Raw genomic sequence first — 20,540 nt, 5'->3', positions numbered from 1 at the left:
GGTTGATAGCAGCAATGTCATTGATAGTATTTATCATTCAGGCTCTTAATGGGACTGATGTACAAGGAAAAAGGAAATAACCAATATGCTTACTCATGATGAACTCTCTTCACTAAGTCGCCTGGCACTTGGCAGGCAAACCCAACACGAAATCTATGTAATCTCTTTCGAAGAAATGGAAAACGTCATTAAAGCGGTACTACCTGCCTCGCAAGAAAAAATTCGGGAAAATTGGCAAAAAAATTAAAGAAAAGGTTAATGTTGGCGTGACTTACCATGCCTCAGCCGATGATGCGCTGCTTGCTGCCAAACTGGTTGGCGACTTAGGCGGCGTTGGTACCTGAGCTTACATTAAATATTATGGTGGTAAACCTCATATTATATTAAAAGGAAGATCGGGTTTACGCAAAATTCTAACCAGTCTGCGTTATGGTATTGGCAATCCCAAGGTGATTAGTATGGGTCTTGGTAAATTAGGCGCTACCAAAGCGGCCAAAATTGGTGGTGTTGTCAGCGTTATCTTGATCTCGGCTTATCATATTGCTAATCATGTGCTTACCGATCAAAGTACACATATTCGGCTAATTGGTACTTTGGCTGTTGTTTTTGTTGGCATACTAGCTACTTGGGAGCTTAATCGCTTAGACCAAAAATATAGAGTCACAGATAAAGTGATCAGTGAATTAGAAAAAGTGATTACATATCTCGAAAAAAACATGTATCAAATTAAGCTTAATACTTATAGTTTGGCCGGTGAACTGTTAATTGGAATGATTGATGTTACTAAAAACAGAGTGATTAACATCGCTAAATATCGATTGAAGCGACTTTTTTAATAGGTAGTGTTTTCATGAAAACAGAAGCACATCAACCTACTTTGGCATTTAAATTATGTGGAGTAGGTTTTTTTACTGTGTTTGCTTTGACAGCTTTTTTGGGGTTCTTTTCTACTATCTGGGAGATAATCAAACATACGCAATCAGCCAGTGCTTTGGTAATTTTTGAAAGGGGCAGTATGTACGGACTAGGTTGCGGTCTTGGTTGTCTAGTTTTCGTAATCCGTGGATGGGTAGAGTCAATTTTTGGTAAAAATATACTCAATTCGGCGAATCATTATTTTATAAAAGTATTATTGCCAGTTTGATATTACTATTCTTTTTTCCAATGATTGCTACCTACACCGTCAGTTATTATCTAGTTGATAAAAAAGGTTACCAAGAATGCAAACTGGAATCCGGGCCTTGGGTGATGTATCGAAATATTTACTATACTGATGACACGCTGAGTTGTACTGATAAGTTGGTCGAGATTTATCGGGCACGGTGACTCGGCGTGTTTGTATGACGCATTGGATTTACTGTTTAGGATGGTCTTCTTATTTTTTCTGCACAATAGCGAGTATTATTAAACGTTAAATAAGCAAGTTTTCGCCAGATAAACTCCATAGGTCCTTGCGAAAAATAATTTAACCAAACTTTGCAAAAATAATATTGAACAATCAATATCATTAAAGCAAAGGCTAAGATGCTACTAAATGCCACTTTTCCCATTAAAGCAAATCCATAACCATAAAAAATGAACACACAAACACTCGTTTGCATTAAATAAACGGTTAATGAACATCGGCCAAGGAGCGCAAATTTGGTGAGTATTTTGTTGGGTATTTTTATTGTAAATAGAAATCCCATAAACGCCAGTGCCAATAAAATTGCGCCAACATGATAACAGACCCCCTGAAAAAAACCGATTAGGTTAGTCGCAAATGGTGTACCTGTTACCGCTTTAATATAAGCGTAAATCAAACTTAAAATAAGCCCCAGTAATAATAGCCCGGATAATATAGGCAAATTAATAGTTCTATTGGTTGGAGCGTTTTCTGTTAAAAGATACTGCCTTGCTAAAAATAGGCCAGTTAAAAAATAGGCAAAAACTTCGGGAATTCTACCAGTTTGTAGATAGCTCATTGGGCGCGGGATGACGCTTAATAAATTGGCATAAAAAACATCAGTCGGATTCGATGAAGTACGCATTTGTAATAAGCTGACATCTGCATAGCCCCAAAAAACTTTTACTGCCTGACTAATGACACTTAAACTCGACCAAAAGCTATGCTGGGCGCTGATAACTAATACCCAGTGAATCAGTATCGGCAACATGAATAACAATAAAATAATTTTTAATAGCCTGGATTGCGATAGATTGGCAAAGTAAAGTAGAGCAAAACCCAATAAACTATATAACGTTAAAATGTCACCATGCCATATAAAACAAAGGTGCATCACGCCAATAATTAATAAAATACTCATACGCCGCAACCAATAGTTTTTAAACTGCTGTTGTTGAGGCAAAAAACGATGCCATTGAACGGCAAAACCAATACCAAACAATATTGAAAACATTGCGTAAAATTTACCTTCAATTAACCAGTCGATAAAAAATAATGTGGTTCTGTCTTGCCAGGGTAATTGAGTAATTTGCAATAAATTTAGTGAATAAAACCCAGTAAAACTCATCAAGTTGGCAAACAAAATGCCACATAAACAAATTCCGCGAATAATGTCGAGTGATAAAATCCGCTGATTAGCTGCTGTTGGTGTTTGTAATGAGTTGTGGGTATTCATTAAAATTATTCCTGAAAAATAAACTTATGCAATCTTATGAAATTGCTCTTGCCAAGGCATATAACTCCATGGGAGTTTTAATTGTTTGATTGAATGAATTAACGTCGGCGCTAATGGCTCATTGAGGTCAACTTGTTCATTTGCAAAATCCTGAAACACTGGTTTGGTGTAACGATGTCCTGTGTCGGCGGCAATAAAAAGACAGGGAGTATTACTATTTTGATTTAGCCATTTGCCTACGGTGTAACCTGATCCAGAAGATAAGCCAGCAAAAATACCATGTTGTTTGAGTAGATTAATTGCGCCAATCGCGCTGTAATCAAATGAAATCCAATGAATATAATTATATAAATGATGACGCACATTATTAAAGTGAATAGCACTACCAATACCAGCTATAATAATCCCTGGGTCTTCTAAATGATCAGATTGAAACGTTACGCTGCCAAATGGTTGAATACCATGTAAATTAACTTTCATACCCATATCACGTAAATAGGTGGCTATTGCACCTGTTGAACAGCCAGAGCCAACACCACCAACAATCGATATTTCGGGATAATCAAAATGCTGTATGATTAACTCGGCAAATTCGCGATAGCCTTCATAGTGGATATCGTCGTGATACTGTTGCATCCAGTGGATGTCATCTCGTTCGTTTAATAATTCATGAATGCGTTTTACCCGGTTTTCCTGATCAAGCTTCAAATTAGGTGCTGATGCGGCGGGTTCAATAATTGCACCCATCATTTCCAGTTGTGTTTTTAAGGTTTCATCAACTGTTTTTGAGGCAATAATATGGCACTTTAATCCATATTTTTGACAAGCAAGCGCTAGTGCATAGGCATATATGCCACTAGAACTATCCAGTAAGGTATCACTGGTTTTTATTTTTCCTTGTTCCAGCAAAAGCTTAACTGCGGCAAGTGTTGAATAGATTTTCATAGATTCAAAGCGAGCGACATAAAAGTGATTGTCCAGTTTAACTAAGTGAGGTGTTTTAATTGCATCTGAAATATGCGAATAAATCATTAGCCTATCTCCGCTAATTGACATTTGCCACCGAGTTTTTTAAAAAAAACGGTAATCGATTCAATAGATTCAATTTGAGGTTTTTCAACAAATAAATACCCAATTGCCGAACCTGTATGCGCGGTAATAATACCGTCAGCATAAAAGTCAGCCATTTTTTGATGAATGGTATAAAAATGTTTTTTGGGTAAAATTTCTTGTGATAACTCTGAACTGCGAGTTGAAAGTTGGCAAACCTGCTTTAAATTTCTGTTGGTGAATTGTTGAATAATTGCTGAGTAAAGCTTGGTGTAGTGTGAAAAATTACGCTGATAAAAATTAATCAATATTTCTTTGGTATCATCTGTTTCAATCGTATTTTCTTCATGCATAAATAATGCATAAAGAGGTGGCAGCTTTCCGAACTGTTGAATAATTTTATGATGAGAACTACAAAACAACGTCAGATTATTTAAAAAAACACTATCAGAACGCTCTATAGCAAATAAAACTTTTAATAAGTTATCTAAATTAAATGCTTTGTTATAATAATTTTGCAAACAGCGAATAGTAGCAACTATGTCTGCTGTTGAACTTGCCATGCCGCGTGAAACAGGCAAATCGCTGCTAAATTCCCATTGGCCAATCGGTAAGGGTAAATTATTAAGTTGGCAAAATATTTCGGCAGCCTTAAATGCTTTTTTATGATTTGGATCGTTGTAAATCAAATCATGATATTCATCTTTAGAAAATAATTGATTTTTTATTGGTGTAAAATAAACTCGCGAATACTGCGAAATTAACGACGAGATAATAACGATTTCATCTGTTTGATACGGCGATGGGCCTTGGAATAATTCTCCCAATGCACCACGACAAACACCTGCATAAACCGCTTGATCTTGATTAATAGAAAATTGATTAATCACTTTGCTTGAGGCACTTTCCACCAGCCCTCTCCTTTACCAGTTTATTAATGTTATTCGACTTGGTCACAAATTTAAGTTTGGTTATCGATTGAAGATTTGATGATGCTTTACTTCGTTATTAATGATATGTTATAACATAACCGTTTGGCGGGTTCTAGATCTTATTTATTTAAAATTAAATTTTGATAAATCTCCACCAAAAAAGGAGGACATAATGTCGCATTTACTGATTATCGAAAGCTGGGTTGAAGGGACAGGCAGATTGTTGCCACTGACTATTATTGGCCTTGGCCATGAATATACCTTTGTAACGCGTAACCCCGAACATTATCAACAAAGTGAAGCTGGTGAAAAACATCCAATTGTTCAAAATGCCAGACAAGTAATTCAATGTGAAACAAATAATCTCGAACAATTGATTCCCAAATTAACAAAATGCCATCAAATAAATCCTTTCGATGGGGTGATTACAATCTGTGATTATTATGTGGAAACGGTTGCTGCTATAGCTAAATCCCTTAACTTACCTCAGGCGTTTTCAAAACATGTTGCTCTAGAGTCGCGTAAACATTTGGTAAGGCAGGCACTGCAAAAAGCACAGCTAGAAAACCCACAATTTGTCATTGCTAAAAACTGGAATGAAGTTTTACAAGGTGCTCACGATATTGGGTTCCCACTGGTAATTAAGCCTTCGGATTTGGCATCAAGCGCTTTTGTCACTTTAGTTAAAAATGAAGATGAGTTAAAAGTGGCGTTTGATAAGTTGGCATTATTTACACATAACTTCAGAGAGCAACCTCGTGAGGCCATTTGGTTACTTGAAGCATATATTCAGGGTGATGAGTTTAGTGTTGAAGCCTGCACTTATAATGGTAAAACAACAATCATAGGTATTACCGATAAAACGGTAACTGGCCAACCTTACTTTATTGAAGATGGACATATGTTTCCGGCAAAAATATCGGACAGCTTGGCACAAAAAATTAAATCCTATGTAACCGATGTATTAAATGCGCTAGAGCATGAGCATGGTATTACTCACACCGAAGTTAAGGTCAATGGTGATTCCGTCAAACTGATTGAAATTAATCCCAGACCCGCTGGCAATTACATTGTTGAACTGATTAAACAAGTGACAGGTATCGATTTGTTATCGGTACATATTGGTCTTGCAATTAATGAAAAACCTGATCTTTCATTTATCAATCAGGCGCGAGGTAGTGCAGCAATCAAATTTTTAGTGCCTGAGCAAACTGGGGTTGTTAAATCGTTCACCGGACTCGAGCAAATAACTCGTGATCCTAATATTGTACGATGTCAATTCAAATCCATAGAAGGACAAGAAATCTCAACGTCAATAGATAACGCTTGCTATCTCGGACATGTTATTGCTGTCGATGAAAAAGGTAATAATGCTCGTCAGTTTGCCGAGGCGGCATTGAACAAATTAAATATTGAGTTTGAATAAAGGATATACTCATGTCGCAAAAAGTAAATGGCCTTGCGCCTTCAGATATTTCGCAATTAATCGAACATGTTTTTGCAGGTAACTATGGTGAATTACCTGAGAATCTAACTGCTGTTGGTGCATTTTGGGTGAGCCAAAGTACCCAGTTTAATAAAACATCACAGAAATATAAAAACTTCTATTTGTTATTGCGAGTAGAAAATGCTTTTGGTGGTTGCTGTGTTGAAGAATCTCAACTTAATTATTCAATTGCTCAAGAGATTGCCGGTAGTAATCTTGCTGATTTAATACGACACGATAATCTAGCCATTAAAATTGCTGCGCTAGATGCCTATCTTGGTTATGTAAAACCACACTCACAGGCAAAAAATGTAACTGAATTTTTGTTGCCAGCAGGTACGCCAATCACCAGAGCCGTTGCCCGAGATCAACAAATTATTAATTTGTTGAATATACAGCAAGGGCAAAAAGTCGGATTAATTGGTGTTGTGAATCCACTGGTCGATGCGATTGAAGAAAAGGGTGCGCAGTGTTTGCCGTGTGATTTTAATATAAAAAAAACGCAAAGCGGAATTGATGTTGTTCAAGATATGCTGCCCGTTTTACAACAGGCTGACTACCTGATTGCAACGGGAATGACACTAAGTAATGGTTCATTTGAAAAAATTGTCGAAACAGCTAAAAAACGCGATATTCCACTGGTTTTTTATGCCCAGACTGGCGCTAATATTATCCCCCAGTTCCTAAATAGTGGTGTGACTGCTGTCTTATCAGAGTTATTTCCATTTTCTCAATTCTCAGCAATACAAAGTCCAGTGTACTTATATCGACAAGAGGGAACGCTGTGACTCAATTAGCTGAAGAGGTTCAAAGCTTACAAAAGCCCAACCGAAAAGATCTCAACTACTTATTGGTTTACACCTTTGTGATGGTGACAGGATTTACCATGTTAATGCCGTTAGTTGCCGTACATTTTGTTAATAATGTCGGTATGACGGCAACAATTGTTGGGCTGGCTTTAGCCGTCAGACAAATTACTCAACAAGGACTAACAGTTATTGGTGGTCTTTTGTCGGATAAATTTGGGATTAAACCCATACTGTGTTTTGGCGTCTTGTTACGAGCGCTTGGTTTTGCTGCGCTCGCTTGGAGTCAATCACCACTATTTTTATTTTTAGCACTGATTATTGCTGCACTAGGTGGGGCATTATTCGAGGCGCCCTATCAGGCTGCTATTGCTGTGTTAACGAAATCACACGAACGACAACAGTACTATTTATTAAGTAATTTCGTTGGCGGTATAGCTTCAACGACGGGGCCCTTACTCGGCATGTTGCTCTTACAATTTAATTTCACCACCGTATGTTTAGGTGCTGCTGCTTGCTTTTTAATTAACTATTTAATTGCAACTTTTTTAATGCCGCAGCTTGATGCACAGGTTCATCATAAAGAATCAGCAAGTGAACATCCCATTCGACAAGTTTTTAATAATAAATATTTTGTATTGTTTATTGGCTTCATGACGGGATATTGGTTTACCGCAATGCAAATTAATATCAGTTTTCCGCTTTGGGCCGAAAAAATTACTGGCAATCTGGAAAGTGTGAGTGTGATGTATGCATTGAGTGCAGCCTTAACAGTGGTATTTCAATATCCATTAGTTAAGTGGCTAGAGAAATTATTTAACACACAACAAATATTATTTTTAGGTGTTTTAGTCATGTCTCTATCGACAGCGCTCATTGCTTTTGTAAGTAGATTTTTTGAGTTTTTAATTTGTGTTGGCTGCTTTACTTTGGGGGTTTTACTGACTCGACCAACACAGCAAACGCTTACGGCAGCGCTTGCTGATAAGTCGGCGATAGGAACTTTTATGGGGTTTAGCTCAATAGGATTAGCGATTGGCGGTGGACTAGGTAATTTTATTGGTGGATATTTATTTGATGTTGCCGTGTCTTTGCAATTACCAGAACTACCTTGGTTAATCTTTGGCGGGGTTGGCTTGCTGAGCGGTATTTCCATGTTAATCGTTATTAACTATGCCGAATCGGCTAATGCGTTACAACAATCTTAAAAGTAATAATTTTAAAAGTCGTAATTTAATTTTAACAACAATTATTTTTAGCAATATAGATATTTGAGGAATAACTCATGAAATTTTTAAACCAGTCTATGCTGGTCATTAGTGTGTGTAGTGTTATTTATAATAGCCCGGTGATTGCACAAGAATCTGCTTTAAACGGTATGACCAATAGCATCGATAATAATCGTATTGATGACAATCAAGAAATTAAAGGGAAAAAAGTATTACAGCAATCTGGTGGCGCAGATGATAGCGATGACAATAATATCAATAATGATGAACCGCGACTTATTATTGTTGGTAATGCTATTGGTGAATTAGGACTTAAAGATCCTTCTTCAACGGCTAGTCGATTAGGTTTATCGGCAATGGAAACACCTGCCACGATAGAAATGATAGATAAAGCCGTGATGCGCGCGCGCGGCTATGAAAAATTATCGGATGCTGTTGAAAGCTTACCTGGTGTGGTAACTGGAGAGCATCCCACGGCACCATCAACTTTTTCGATGCGCGGATTTTCTCGCGGACAGATTACCGTATTGCGAGATGGTTTATGGATTGGACCGAGCACAATGGTGATGCGCCCTCAAAATATCTTTAACCTGGAGAGAATCGAAATTCTAAGAGGCCCTTCGTCGGTAATTAATGGTGTGGGCGCAGTTGCCGGAACTGTCAATGCCATTACCAAAACCGCATCGGCCTATCAGCAGGAAAACATTGACTTAATGGCTTCTTATGGACGGTATAACTCATATCATGTTGGTGTAGGAATACAGCAAGATCTTGGCGAAAACGCCTGGTTTAATATCAACATCAGTGATTATGGCAGCGACGGTTATGTGGAAAGAACCGATCAAACCTCAACTAATTTGACTGCCAGCGCATTATGGAAAGTCTCTGATGATTTTTCTGTGAAATTTAGTGCAGACTATTTAGAAGATGATGTTGGTGGTTATTTTGGTACACCTTTAGTGCCAACCAATTTAGCTCGCGAGCCACTCAATCATGTTGTTTCAACTCAACAAAATGAAACTATCGATAAAGCAATGCGATTTAAAAATTATAATGTTTTAGATGGTGTTGCCGAATCTGATCAGAATTTTTGGCGACTCGATCTGCAATGGCATTTAAATAATGATGTGACAATTAATAATCACCTTTACCAGTTTAATGCTGATCGCTATTGGAAAAATGCGGAAGGCTATGTGTACTGTACCGAAGTTGTGGGTGTTTGTACCGACGTTGGTAAGATTCAGCGCTATTATGGTTATTTTCTTTTAGATCATGAACAGGATTTACTCGGCAATCGTACAACGCTTAATTGGAATCAGCAATTTAATCAAATTGAAAATCGATTGGTTGCAGGTATTGAAGTGATTGACTTAAGCTTTGATCGACTGCGTGGCTATCGCCGCCAAGTACCGGTTGTCGGAAGTGACTCGGTAGATCCTTATAATCCTCAGCCCGGTCTGTATGGGCCGGAGGAGGTGCGTGGCAATAGTCCTACCGAGATCGAAATGCAGGCGTTCTTTATTGAAGATGTTGTTAAGTTTAATGAGCAATTCAGTTTGGTGATGGCGGCTCGTTATGATGAGATGGATTTGGATCGTAAAAACTATAATGCACAAGGTGAATTGGAAAATAATGGATTTACTCGTCAATATACCTGGGAGAGCTGGCGACTTGGTATGGTTTATCAAATGAATGACGAACTCAGTTTTTATGGACAATATAGTGATGCCAAAGATCCGATTAATTCAAATATATTCTTGGTTAATGCCAATCAAAATTTTGATTTAACTAAAGCCAGACAGTGGGAAGTTGGTGTGAAGTCAATTTGGTTTGATGGTAAAGCTGAAACCACACTGGCATATTATGATATAGAGCGGGATGATATTTTTGAGCGGTTTTCTTTAGACAGCGTAACTAATATCGGTGGCCGTACTTCTAATGGATTTGAATTGTCATTGACTATGCATGCTAATGAACGTTGGCGTTTGGGTGCCAATGCGGCTTATACCCAAGCAGAATTTAAAGCATCATCAAACTTTGTTGAATTAGCGGGTAATACCCCTCCCAATGTTGCCGAGTGGACTGCCAATACCTGGTTAAGCTTTCACAATATTGGTGATTTACCCATTGAAATTGGTACGTCGCTACACTACGTCGGTGATCGCTATGGTGATAATCCTAATACGGTGAAATTAAAAAGTTATTGGCTGGCCGATTTGTTTGCTGCTTGGCAGTTTGATAAGTATCGTGTTTCTGCGCGGATAGATAATTTACTGGATGAAGAATTCATTCAATGGTCTGATGTCTTTTATTTACATCAAACTGACCCGGGTTTTATTTATGCGAATCAATTAATGCTTGGGGCACCACGTACCTATCGCTTGATGTTTGAAGTGTCAATTTAAGTCCATGGTTATTTTAAACTTTGAGTGAATGGAGAAGGGAAAAATGCAAATTGTTTTAAAAAAAAACAATCTATTCAAAGTCGGTTATTGTTTACTGTTGCCAGTGGTGTCTTTATTACTGTCAGGGAAATCAAATAAAGTTATGGCGGCAGTTCAAACTCAAAATGAACTTGTTCAATTGGCAGAGGAAACTTATCTTCCCGATTTTTTTACCAGCTATGCACCACAAACAGCATTAGATATGGTGATGCGTTTGCCCGGGTTTGAGTTAAAACTTGATGATGATGCAGTGAGGGGGTTTGGGGCCACCGCGGGAAATGTATTAATTGATGGTATACGCCCGCCGTCTAAATCTGGTGGAATAAAAAATGCACTACTACGCATTCCTGCCTCACAAGTTGCTAAAATAATCGTTGTGCGCGGTGCAACCAGTACTGGTGATGCGGCAGGCCAATCGGTAATTGCCAATATTTATCGTGTCAATAATCAATCGGTTAAGCGTTGGCAATTGGGTGTTGGTAAAACATCGGGTGAGCAGGCGATTAATCCACAAATGGAATTTAATGGGTCAAAACCGATTGCCAACTGGCAAAGTGCATTCAAATTGAATGCGATTAAAGAACAATTGCCACGCGATGCAACCACCGAAACTTTTGATCAATCAATGAGCTTAGTCGAAAAGCAAGCAGAGAAGCGACCGAGTGAATTGAACGAAGTGTTTATTTCGGGCGATGCCAGTCGGACAATTGATAAAAATAGTTGGCAGTTAACCGCACAACTTGGGTGGAGTCAGTTTATTCCAGAAACGAAGCGCTGGATAGACCGTTTGCCAGCAAACAATCAACCGAGCGAAAGCCAATATACAAACAATTATCGAGATAGTCAGTATTACACGGGAGAAGTTGGAGTTGACTGGTCTCATCAATATGCTGACTGGACATTTCGTTTATTAGGTTTGGCCAATTGGCAAAACTGGTTTGTCGATGCTTTTTCTGCAACCGAAATTCCTGCGGGAGTATTTGACTCAGGTAATCAGTTACGATTTGATGAGCATAAGCGTGAAAGTGTTGTTCGAACGGTTTGGCAGCATGCCGATAAACAAGGACCAACCAGCGAATACGGTATCGAAGTCGCTTACAATCGAATGACCAGTCAGTTAAAGCTTGACGCAATTAACGAAACCTTTACCCCGATTAATCGACTGCGAAATACCGATGCATTTGTTGAGGAGTTTCGTGGCGAAGGATTCGTTAATTATACCTGGTCACTTGATGCCATGGTGATAAAAGCGGGGCTGGCTACTGAATTTTCAAGTATCTCGGTTTCGGGTGATGCCCGTCATCAACAAAACCTGCATTTTTGGAAACCGAGCTTTGCGATTAATTATAATGCAACGCCCACATTGCAATATCGATTTAATCTGGAACATTCGGTTGGCCAATTGGACTTTAGTGATTTTGCGGCCAGTGCTGATCTGGTTGAAGAACGCCAGATTTCAGGGAATGAGAAACTGCAACCGGATCAGAAAACTCGCTTAAGCGTTTCGCTGGACTATCGTTTTGCCGAAAAAGGCGCTTTCAGTTTTGAAATCTATCACAACTGGCATAAAGATGTATTAGAGCAAATCTTGCTGACTCCGGAAATTCAGGCTTTAGGGAATGCCGGGAGTGGTCAGTCATGGGGGGCTAAAATGACTAGCAATCTGCCGCTGGAACGTTGGATTCCGGGCGGGGCGCTGGAGTTAAATGCCGACTGGATGGACTCATCATTTGATGATCCGATAACCGGACAGACTCGTGTACTGACTGATTTTATTTCGCCAGATATTGTGATCGATTTTCGCCAGGATCTGAGTGTGTTGCGCTGGGGAATTGGGTATACGGCTTATAAGGTGTATCGAGATTATTATGCGGATGAATTTGATTATTTGAAAAACAAGCCGATGTGGTTTGCCTTTGCTGAAAAAAGCTTCGGACAAAATCTTACCTTACGTCTTGAAATCGAAAATGTGAATGATTTTCGACAGTACCGCGAACGTAAACGTTATTCAGGGAACCGGGCTGATTCGGCTTATTGGCTCGAAAAAACACAACGAGAGCGGGGGGAAACAATAAAATTACTGATTAGTGGAGAGTTCTAATGTAAATGCATAGCTGAAAGTTTCTCCAATAATGAGCTAATGTTGATAATTTGTACTAATTTGGGTGATGAAAGTGCTGATTTGCAAAGACCAAACACTGATATCACTCAACTTAATGTATTTTAGCGAATAATTGACTTGAGAAAAGGCAGACTTATATTCATACTAATCTACTGAGCCTTCATTAGTGGCTTTTATTTGAACGTCGTTATTCCAATGGCAGCATTTGAATGACGTCACAATTCGAATATAGCTATGTTTTGTGCGCGCTCAGCATGATTAATCCATAGTCCGTCAACACTCAATTCAATATGACTAGTAAGAAAGATATCAATAAATCGGTTAAAAAAGCGGAACAGATCTGTAGTAAAGTTGGTGTTAAACTGACCGCCAAAAGAAAGAATGTTTTGATTATTTTATTGCATTCAGGTGTACCGCTATCGGCTTATGAGCTGACCGACGAGTATAAAGAACACTTCAGTGAATCGATTCCTACCATGTCGATTTACCGAATGCTTGACTTTTTAGTGCAGGAAAACCTGGCTCATAAACTCAACTCTTCTAATAAGTATGTGTCTTGCTCACATATAGCCTGTGATCATCAACACGAAATTCCTCAGTTTTTAATTTGTGATGTATGTAACTCGGTGAGTGAAATTGGTGTCAAAAAAGAAATCATTAAAGCATTAAACCAAAGCGTTAAAAAGGTTGGTTTTATGCTTAATAGCCAACAACTTGAGTTACACGGAATGTGCGAAAACTGTCAAAAAGAGCGTCTGAATTAACTGATTGCTTAATGCGTGTCTGACTTTCAGTAATCTCTAGTCGAAATATATTATTAATACAGCCAATTAATTGTTGCCTAATTGGATATTTTCTGTAAAATGATATGATATATCATATGAGGTCATGTTGGGTTCATGGGTTATCTGGTGAATCAAATAGAGTCGTTTTTTATATGGTATATGTGCAGTGAAATGGGAAAACTGCTGTTTAATCAAGCGTAGTCAATACTTTTGAGTAAACGGCTGGCTAAAGTATTAAGTCAGTATTAAATCAGCATTGAATAAGTATTAAAGTGGTAAGTGGCCTACTAAAACAGGAGCATAACTTGAAGGATATTAGCGGTATTTTAGTATCAGTTGCTTGTATTTTGCATTGTTTATTCATGCCAGTTTTAATCGGATTTTTCTCATTCGCCGCATCACTGAGTATTTTTGTTTCAGAGTTTTTTCATGTTGTTATTCTCTTGATTGCTATAGGCGTTGCTGCCTATAGCTTTTTTTCTACCTACTTCCAACATCATTCACTAAAACCGATGACAGTCGGTGCAATCGGGCTGGTGTTTCTGCTAAGTGCATTGCTATTTAATCATTCTATAGAAATCCTATTTACAGTTGTTGGTTCGCTTTGTTTGTCTCTGGCACATTGGATTAATTTCAATTTAACAAATAATAAACCGCCAAGTAGTCGTTTATTTAATTAAATTAGCTTATCGAGTATGCTAACTTTATTAAAACTGGTAAGGTACATTGCTATTGAGTGCGATGAACCTCTGATACTTATCGAGTACTCAGAAATCGGTGCGACATTGTGCGTGTGAATACCCAAATGTGCCCAAATACCAAGGAAAAAGTGTTATTTAATTGAATATTAAATGTTCGATTTCAAATGGCTAGATATTTTCAAACAAGTGGACACTCAATCAATAGTGATCCTATCAATAGGCATTCAGACATTAGATAAGCAAGCATGAATCAAATAAAAAAATCTGATGGTATTCCAACCAATATTATTACTGGCTTTTTAGGTGTTGGCAAAACGACCGCAATAATGCACCTGTTAGCACAAAAAGATCCGACTGAAAATTGGGCCATATTAATTAACGAATTTGGTGAAGTCGGCATTGATGAAAAATTGATAGCAGGTCAGGGGCGTGAGTCTTCGGTATTTATGCGAGAAGTTCCTGGTGGCTGTATTTGCTGCGCTGCCGGTTTGCCCATGCAGGTGGCACTCAATCAGTTAATTGTACAAGCTCAGCCTGACCGAATTTTGATTGAACCTACCGGACTAGGCCACCCGACAGAAATTATTAAGCAATTAAGTGGAACAAATTACGCGTCCATTTTGCAGTTAAAAGCCACCATTACGCTAGTTGATGCAAGAAAACTCGTCGATAAGCGATACACCCAGCATGAAACTTTTAATCAACAGTTGGCAATAGCCGATATTTTAGTCGCTAATAAAGCTGATCAATATGCTGAAACCGATATTGAACGATTAAATCGATATATTATAGATAAAAACTGGTCAAAATCGCTGAAAATCGTTAAAAATGCAGCGATCGATTTAACCTGGCTCGAACAACCGAACGGCTATAGTGTGTCGCATGAATCTCCAGTAAAGCCTTCGGTCAATCAGAGTAAGCCAGATACACAAACTCACCACGCTAAGATGTCTCATCACAACACTCAGTCATTACCATCAAACGATAACGGGATAATTCACATACAAAATTCAGACGGTGAATTTGCCAGTTCGGGCTGGATTATTGAGCCATCATTTGTTTTTGATTTTACTGCGGTTAAAGCCTTAATCGACTCAATAGGTGCTGAGCGACTGAAAGCGGTGATGATTACCGAGCAAGGTATTATTGGCTTTAACAAGGTTAATAATGAGCTGACAATTATTGAACTGGACGAAGCCATGGACAGTCGACTAGAAATAATTGGAACAGAATCGGATAGCTGGCAGCAATTTGGCGAGCGGTTAAAAGGCTGCATTATTGCCGAATAAGTTGTGGTAATTGGCCCGAAATGAGATTTGCCATAGGAAATTAACCAATTTCTTAGTATACTTTTTTACCTCAATTATTTGATATGAACGGTCTTTTCCATTTGAATTTTAAAAATGGCAATGAGCCGGAAAAATAAAACTTTGTAGGTTTTTTATGATCGATCCAAAAAAAATAGATGATATTGCGGCCAAACTGAGTGAAGCCATTCCGCCAGGCGCAAAAGCCTTGCAACAGGATTTACAAGCGCAATTTAAACAGATTTTACAATCCATGATTGCGCGAATGGATTTAGTTACCCGCGAAGAGTTTGATGCGCAAACCAAAGTATTAGCAAAAACACGAGAAAAAATTGATGCGCTCGAAAAAGTTGTCGCTGATTTGGAAGATAAGCTGAAAAACACTTAACCAAAATTTTTAAGAAAAAGCGAATATCACGACGCTAAATAATTTGAATTAATTATAATCGTTATTCGCTTTGTGTCGTTAAATTTTTAACATCAAATTCACTTAACAATTCCATTCCATCTGGAATAATATGAATTTCATTAGGCATAGCTGAACTCCATATATAGTCAGTAGCTCTAATACTGATTGATAATGTGATAATGAATATTCCTAATACAAACCTATTTTTCATAACTGACTAATCCCTAAAAATTTTTTTTATTGATTTAACAATTATTGAACACACTAAAGCAATATTATTTGCAATATGCTTTAGTTTTATTTTGAAAACTATTCATTATGTCAAAATTTCACCTTAAAATTATTGACCGCAAAGTGCAAAAAGTTGCTAGTAAAAAGTGATTGTCTCGATTTGCTTCGATTCATTTTTTTAAATTTTAAATATTGTACTACTTGAGTTGATTGTTAGATTTATTTAAACTCAGATCTATAAAAGCAATGATGTAACCGTATTCTTTGTCTGTTAAATGCTCTAATTTATGTAGTTCAGTGGCGTATTCAAAAGACCATGAATCGCCACTAGGCGTTTTAGGTATCGATAGATCCAACGTCAACAAATGTTTATCGATAACTTGATGACCTTGCTTCTCTGCATTTTTGGCACAATAGCTTAGAACATATTCTACCGCATATTTATCGATAGATGGCGCACCACTATATTCAGTTTCACAACCGACTTTACGCTCGCCGTTACTTGTAATGTATTCTAACTTTCCCTGAGTTGTGCAAGCGATCAAGGTTGAGAAAAATACTAATATTAAGACTTTTTGCAATGTGAATCCCTTTTTTATAAATTTGACACTTAGTTAATCTGCAATGTATTTTTAGGGGGCTTGCGAACTAAAAATTCACAAATTTATTACATGTTTTCTACTACGCCAAATACTTGTGAAGATCATTAATATTACTGGTAGAGTAAATAAAAACAATAAATACCACCATACTCCTGCTCTGAGTAAAATGAGTAATAGCAAGAAACAACTGTTTGATATTAAAATCGCAATTATATTTTGCCTTGCAGCTTGGTAGTTAGCGAATGCAACTAGAGCAAAACCCAAAGCCATAATGCACATTATAGTTATACTGCCTGTGCTATGTTCTAATAACTGAGGCTCATCTAAGTTTGGAATATAATCAGGAAAAAGTATCATCACTACAGTTCCGATTGATAGAGAACTATAGACTCCAATTGAACACCAATAAATAAAACTACTTATAAGTACAAGATATTTCACTAGTTTAAGCTATCCATTTTCTAGGAGTAACGACTTAGCTTAGCCGCGCCCCTTCTTGGCAAAGGCTGGAGCGCATGGTAATGTGCTCATGGGTAAATAGAGTCTCTTGGCCCAACGTCCTCCAAGATCCAAAAAAAGCAATATAACCCACAATATACGTTAGCTTTATTTTAAAAAAACTTATCATGTCAAAAGTTTACCTTAAAATGGTTGTTTGAGTTTGATTAAATTAATATAAAATTATGTAAAAAATGACGGAGTTTTAAATTATTGGGCCGGTTTTACTTTGAATTTTGAGTTGATTTTTAGTGAAGCTATGAAACGGGACTGCCCGACTTACTCGCTTGAAGCAGAAAGTATTTTAAATACTGAGTTTTCTTTCGAGCTTGCAGAGGCAAACTAGATTCGCTGTATTGAGTTGATAAATGGAAACTCAGATATTAAAGATGATGTTGAAGCTTTAATAATTTCGATGTTTGAGGATAAAGAGCTTAGTAGCGAACCAATTGCTTATCTGATGTATTGCTTAAGATGGCCTGGAGTAAAAAAGTGGATGGAAGATAGTTTAAGAAACTCACCCAATGCAATTGCAACTGGCGCTCCAATGGAAAAGGTTATAGACGCTCATGATGATGATTGGGAAAATAAGGAGCTTTATAAATCAATTTAAGAATAAGTTCTGCAGCATGTCACTCAACCGAAATGAAATGGGACATCGATAACTTGTTTTTCTTGTTGTTTTGATTTGGTTAAGTTGATTTAAGAGTATGTAAGGCAAAGAGTAATAGGGGTTTAAATGGATTTGAGTATGGGATGTCCCGCTTCGATGTGCGAATTTTTTTTCTAACTTGGGTAAGTCGCTTAGGTTTTTGCTGACTATTCATGGTGAAACATCCTTGTTTTAGATTATTTTATGCCACTTGAATAAGTCGTTACGTTCAAGCGATTGCATGATACATTGTTTAATTATTTTTTAACTGATTGAAAATAAAGTTATATTCTTAAATGCGATTGTTGTTTATAAGCAATAAAGCAACCTTTCTGCACTTTGCTAATCGGTTAATTTAAGGTGAACTTTTGAAATAATTAATGAATTTCAAAATAAAGTGAATGTCTCTTGCAGATTATATTGCTTTGGTGCATTTAATAAGCGTTAAGACTACTATGAAAAAATTTGCATTTTTACTTTTGATCTTGCCTTCCCTTGTTAGAGCAACAGAGATTTGCAACGACTTGGAGAAGAAAATTGAGTCTGATATGCAAATAGCTGAATCAGATTTTACGAAAGAAACAGCACTCCGAGCACAAAAGGCAATTGGAGAGCTTATTGAAAGCGGAAAGTTTGAGTGGTTTCAGCCTTTAAATCTTCAGAAGTTCATTTATGGATACTTGCTAAAAAAACAGGCATTAAATGCAATTGAAACTCGCGGAAACGAAGATATAAAATCCTTGCATGCAGTAACAGAGTTTTGCAAATTTATTGTAGAGGATGCATTTTACTATGATTAGTCTTAACCAGACGCGGCAATCGACAATTAACAGCGCTACGCAAATTTGCGCCTGCGCTAGGCGTTAGCTTCACCAAGTCGAGCATCATGATCAAACTTAAAAATATAGAGGGTAAGGTAAGCTTAAGTATTGAGGTTGTGGGTTACCAATTTCCAGAGAGTGAAAAGGACGATTGGTGCTTGTTAAAAGTGCAAGTAGAGCAGGATAATGATTCAATAGAATTAATAGACCCTGCGATTGAAACAACAGAATTGGCACAGCTTTTACTTTGGGTTTCAAGCTTATCTGAGGGTCGCCTACCTCGGTATGCTCATCTTACATTTATAGAGCCATGCATAAGCTTTAATTTTTTGTCTTTTAAAGATGATATCGTAAGAATATCTATCACTCTAAGCCACGAGCTTAAGCCAAATTTTCCATTGATACAATTTGGTAACGAATCTAGCGAATGGTGTATAGTATTCGAGTTAAATGAAAACCAATTTACTAATATACGTAATGGTATCAAAAGTACACTTGAGCGGTATCCAATCCGTGGAAGCTAACAAAGTGGTCAACCGGACTCCGGTAAGCGTGGTTCGCTACGCTCGCTTTACCACGCTTACCTTCTCTCGGTTACCACGGCGTTAGCTGACAATCGAAAATTTAAGGAGTGTTTAAATGTATGATTTTGAGTGGGATGAGAATAAAAACAACATAAATCGTGCCAAACATAAAATTGACTTTATGGACACAATACAAGTCTTTTTTGATGATCGGCGAATAGGTAAGCTTGATCTTAGGCACGATTATGGTGAAAGCCAATATCAAGTAATCGGAATGTCAAATGAGAGGATGCTTTTCGTGGTTTACACTGAGAGGGCGGAGAATACTATCAGGGTTATATCAGCACGAAAAGCAAATAAGAAAGAGCGTGCAGCTTATGAGCGCGGAATATTTTAGAATTAGGAGATTATTCATGGCTATTAAGAAGATTACCGCTGAACAAGCAAAGAAGTTAAAGGGTAAAACTAACTGGCAAGAGGTTGACGAAATAACTGATGAAGAAATAGAGAGGGCGGCAAAAGATGATCCTGATTCTGCATTGCCAACAAATGAAGAGCTAGATGAATTTAAGCCCGTTAAAAACAAAAAGGACGAGAAATAGTTATGACTATTAAGAAAATTAGTGGTGCGAGCGCGCGGGGACGCAGGGGCGCGACTGACTGGAAGAAGGTTAAGTCTATGACTGACGATGAAATTAAAAAGTCCGCAATGATAGACCCTGACGCTAAGGAATTAAGAAATGATGAGCTGGCAAGGTTCCGAAGAAGTACCCGTTAAGTCCTGCCTAAAATCAGCTAACAAAAAGCTCAAGCGGACGCTGAAAAGCACGCCGCTTAGCTTGGCGTTGGTATGACTCCCTTTGTCAATTAAAACGTACTATTCCCCACCCTATTTTTTCAAAGTGCCGCTATCTAAAAGTTGGATGAATTCAATCACAGATTAAAGCCAGTAACTTTCGACGGTTCTCATGCTGGTATTCGTGGATTTTATCGCCAAGCGATTAACCTACCTTACTTATTTCGTCGTGGTGCCTGTCTTCAGTCTATGCTCGTGGGTCTAATTAATTTTCATCATCAGCCATCCTAACGCCCTCGGAGATTACACCACCTACCGTGGTTTAATCTGCAATTGAATCCAAAACTGTTAATCATGCTGGTACACGAGAGAGCCTATCTTTGGGATTAACCGGAGAGATCAACTAGGAAAGCAACTAGGAAAGGACATCCTCAGCTTAAAATAATATTTTTTGAAGTTAGGTATATGTATATATAAAAAAGCTTTTTTCCCGTATGAAAATGAATCAAAGTAACAGGTTTAGT

The 20,540-nt window shown here is 37.7% G+C and carries 22 protein-coding genes; 17 read left to right on the top strand and 5 right to left on the bottom strand.

All coding sequences use genetic code 11. The annotated features are described in order from the left end of the window. The first annotated feature begins 85 nt into the window (after window positions 1-85). The 3 genes from ABVT42_RS12920 (at window position 86) to ABVT42_RS12910 (ending at window position 1,144) form a co-directional block, all read left to right on the top strand. A complete protein-coding gene (locus ABVT42_RS12920) occupies window positions 86-247 on the top strand; it encodes a hypothetical protein (RefSeq protein ID WP_353896235.1) in 162 nt (53 codons plus the stop codon). A 211-nt stretch (window positions 248-458) separates the two neighbouring features. Then, window positions 459-836 (top strand): hypothetical protein, encoded by a 378-nt coding sequence (locus tag ABVT42_RS12915; RefSeq protein WP_353896234.1) that lies wholly within the window; start codon window positions 459-461, stop codon window positions 834-836. Window positions 837-850: 14 nt separating this feature from the next. Continuing rightward, on the top strand, window positions 851-1,144 hold the full coding sequence (locus tag ABVT42_RS12910; RefSeq protein ID WP_353896233.1) for a hypothetical protein: 294 nt from the start codon (window positions 851-853) through the stop codon (window positions 1,142-1,144). A gap of 217 nt (window positions 1,145-1,361) precedes the next feature. Here ABVT42_RS12910 and ABVT42_RS12905 read toward each other — a convergent pair whose 3' ends face one another. The 3 genes from ABVT42_RS12905 to ABVT42_RS12895 are packed head-to-tail and all read right to left on the bottom strand — an operon-like array spanning window position 1,362 to window position 4,582. Further along, entirely contained in the window at window positions 1,362-2,621 is a 1,260-nt protein-coding gene (locus ABVT42_RS12905) for a DUF418 domain-containing protein (RefSeq protein ID WP_353896232.1), read from the bottom strand. Window positions 2,622-2,645: 24 nt separating this feature from the next. After that, a complete protein-coding gene (locus ABVT42_RS12900; RefSeq protein WP_353896231.1) occupies window positions 2,646-3,653 on the bottom strand; it encodes a pyridoxal-phosphate dependent enzyme in 1,008 nt (335 codons plus the stop codon). Further along, on the bottom strand, window positions 3,653-4,582 hold the full coding sequence (locus ABVT42_RS12895) for a GHMP family kinase ATP-binding protein (protein ID WP_353896230.1): 930 nt from the start codon (window positions 4,580-4,582) through the stop codon (window positions 3,653-3,655). The genes ABVT42_RS12900 and ABVT42_RS12895 overlap by 1 nt, the downstream gene beginning before the upstream one ends. Before the next feature lie 193 nt (window positions 4,583-4,775). Between ABVT42_RS12895 and ABVT42_RS12890 the strand changes: the two genes are divergently transcribed. The 9 genes from ABVT42_RS12890 to ubiK all read left to right on the top strand — a co-directional run bounded on the left by ABVT42_RS12890 (window position 4,776) and on the right by ubiK (window position 15,871). Continuing rightward, window positions 4,776-6,029: an ATP-grasp domain-containing protein gene (locus ABVT42_RS12890; protein WP_353896229.1), complete on the top strand. Its 1,254-nt coding sequence runs from the start codon at window positions 4,776-4,778 to the stop codon at window positions 6,027-6,029. Window positions 6,030-6,040: 11 nt separating this feature from the next. Then, on the top strand, window positions 6,041-6,877 hold the full coding sequence (locus ABVT42_RS12885; protein WP_353896228.1) for a Rossmann-like domain-containing protein: 837 nt from the start codon (window positions 6,041-6,043) through the stop codon (window positions 6,875-6,877). Then, window positions 6,874-8,103, top strand: coding sequence for an MFS transporter (locus ABVT42_RS12880; protein WP_353896227.1), 1,230 nt, complete (start codon window positions 6,874-6,876; stop codon window positions 8,101-8,103). Before ABVT42_RS12885 ends, ABVT42_RS12880 begins: the two co-directional genes overlap by 4 nt. 77 nt (window positions 8,104-8,180) lie before the next feature. Beyond that, window positions 8,181-10,529 (top strand): TonB-dependent receptor, encoded by a 2,349-nt coding sequence (locus ABVT42_RS12875; RefSeq protein WP_353896226.1) that lies wholly within the window; start codon window positions 8,181-8,183, stop codon window positions 10,527-10,529. A 43-nt stretch (window positions 10,530-10,572) separates the two neighbouring features. Beyond that, window positions 10,573-12,669: a TonB-dependent receptor plug domain-containing protein gene (locus tag ABVT42_RS12870; RefSeq protein WP_353896225.1), complete on the top strand. Its 2,097-nt coding sequence runs from the start codon at window positions 10,573-10,575 to the stop codon at window positions 12,667-12,669. Between the two features lie 311 nt (window positions 12,670-12,980). Then, the gene (locus ABVT42_RS12865; protein WP_353896224.1) at window positions 12,981-13,454 is read left to right on the top strand and encodes a Fur family transcriptional regulator; all 474 of its coding nucleotides are present in this window, start codon (window positions 12,981-12,983) and stop codon (window positions 13,452-13,454) included. 326 nt (window positions 13,455-13,780) lie between these two features. Next, window positions 13,781-14,155 carry a MerC domain-containing protein gene (locus ABVT42_RS12860; protein ID WP_353896223.1) on the top strand — a complete coding sequence of 125 codons (375 nt, stop codon included), beginning with the start codon at window positions 13,781-13,783 and terminating at the stop codon, window positions 14,153-14,155. 266 nt (window positions 14,156-14,421) lie between these two features. Beyond that, window positions 14,422-15,465 (top strand): CobW family GTP-binding protein, encoded by a 1,044-nt coding sequence (locus tag ABVT42_RS12855; protein ID WP_353896222.1) that lies wholly within the window; start codon window positions 14,422-14,424, stop codon window positions 15,463-15,465. 154 nt (window positions 15,466-15,619) lie between these two features. Further along, window positions 15,620-15,871: a ubiquinone biosynthesis accessory factor UbiK gene (ubiK, locus tag ABVT42_RS12850; protein WP_353896221.1), complete on the top strand. Its 252-nt coding sequence runs from the start codon at window positions 15,620-15,622 to the stop codon at window positions 15,869-15,871. 61 nt (window positions 15,872-15,932) lie between these two features. On the opposite strand, the gene ABVT42_RS12845 is transcribed toward ubiK, so the two are convergent. Then, window positions 15,933-16,103: a hypothetical protein gene (locus ABVT42_RS12845; RefSeq protein ID WP_353896220.1), complete on the bottom strand. Its 171-nt coding sequence runs from the start codon at window positions 16,101-16,103 to the stop codon at window positions 15,933-15,935. Window positions 16,104-16,320: 217 nt separating this feature from the next. Beyond that, window positions 16,321-16,704, bottom strand: coding sequence for a hypothetical protein (locus ABVT42_RS12840; protein WP_353896219.1), 384 nt, complete (start codon window positions 16,702-16,704; stop codon window positions 16,321-16,323). A gap of 880 nt (window positions 16,705-17,584) precedes the next feature. Here ABVT42_RS12840 and ABVT42_RS12835 point away from each other — a divergent pair. From ABVT42_RS12835 to ABVT42_RS12815, 5 genes are all read left to right on the top strand, one after another. Beyond that, a complete protein-coding gene (locus tag ABVT42_RS12835) occupies window positions 17,585-17,836 on the top strand; it encodes a hypothetical protein (RefSeq protein WP_353896218.1) in 252 nt (83 codons plus the stop codon). Window positions 17,837-18,276: 440 nt separating this feature from the next. Next, on the top strand, window positions 18,277-18,675 hold the full coding sequence (locus tag ABVT42_RS12830; RefSeq protein ID WP_353896217.1) for a hypothetical protein: 399 nt from the start codon (window positions 18,277-18,279) through the stop codon (window positions 18,673-18,675). An 86-nt stretch (window positions 18,676-18,761) separates the two neighbouring features. Continuing rightward, window positions 18,762-19,220 (top strand): WapI family immunity protein, encoded by a 459-nt coding sequence (locus tag ABVT42_RS12825; RefSeq protein WP_353896216.1) that lies wholly within the window; start codon window positions 18,762-18,764, stop codon window positions 19,218-19,220. 115 nt (window positions 19,221-19,335) lie between these two features. Beyond that, window positions 19,336-19,617: a BrnT family toxin gene (locus ABVT42_RS12820; RefSeq protein WP_353896215.1), complete on the top strand. Its 282-nt coding sequence runs from the start codon at window positions 19,336-19,338 to the stop codon at window positions 19,615-19,617. Window positions 19,618-19,633: 16 nt separating this feature from the next. Beyond that, window positions 19,634-19,822, top strand: coding sequence for a hypothetical protein (locus tag ABVT42_RS12815; protein ID WP_353896214.1), 189 nt, complete (start codon window positions 19,634-19,636; stop codon window positions 19,820-19,822). The last annotated feature ends 718 nt before the right edge of the window (window positions 19,823-20,540 follow it).

This window comes from Aliikangiella maris, assembly GCF_040719265.1.
GTDB lineage: Bacteria > Pseudomonadota > Gammaproteobacteria > Enterobacterales > Kangiellaceae > Aliikangiella > Aliikangiella maris.
This window is presented reverse-complemented; position numbering and strand designations above follow the sequence as displayed.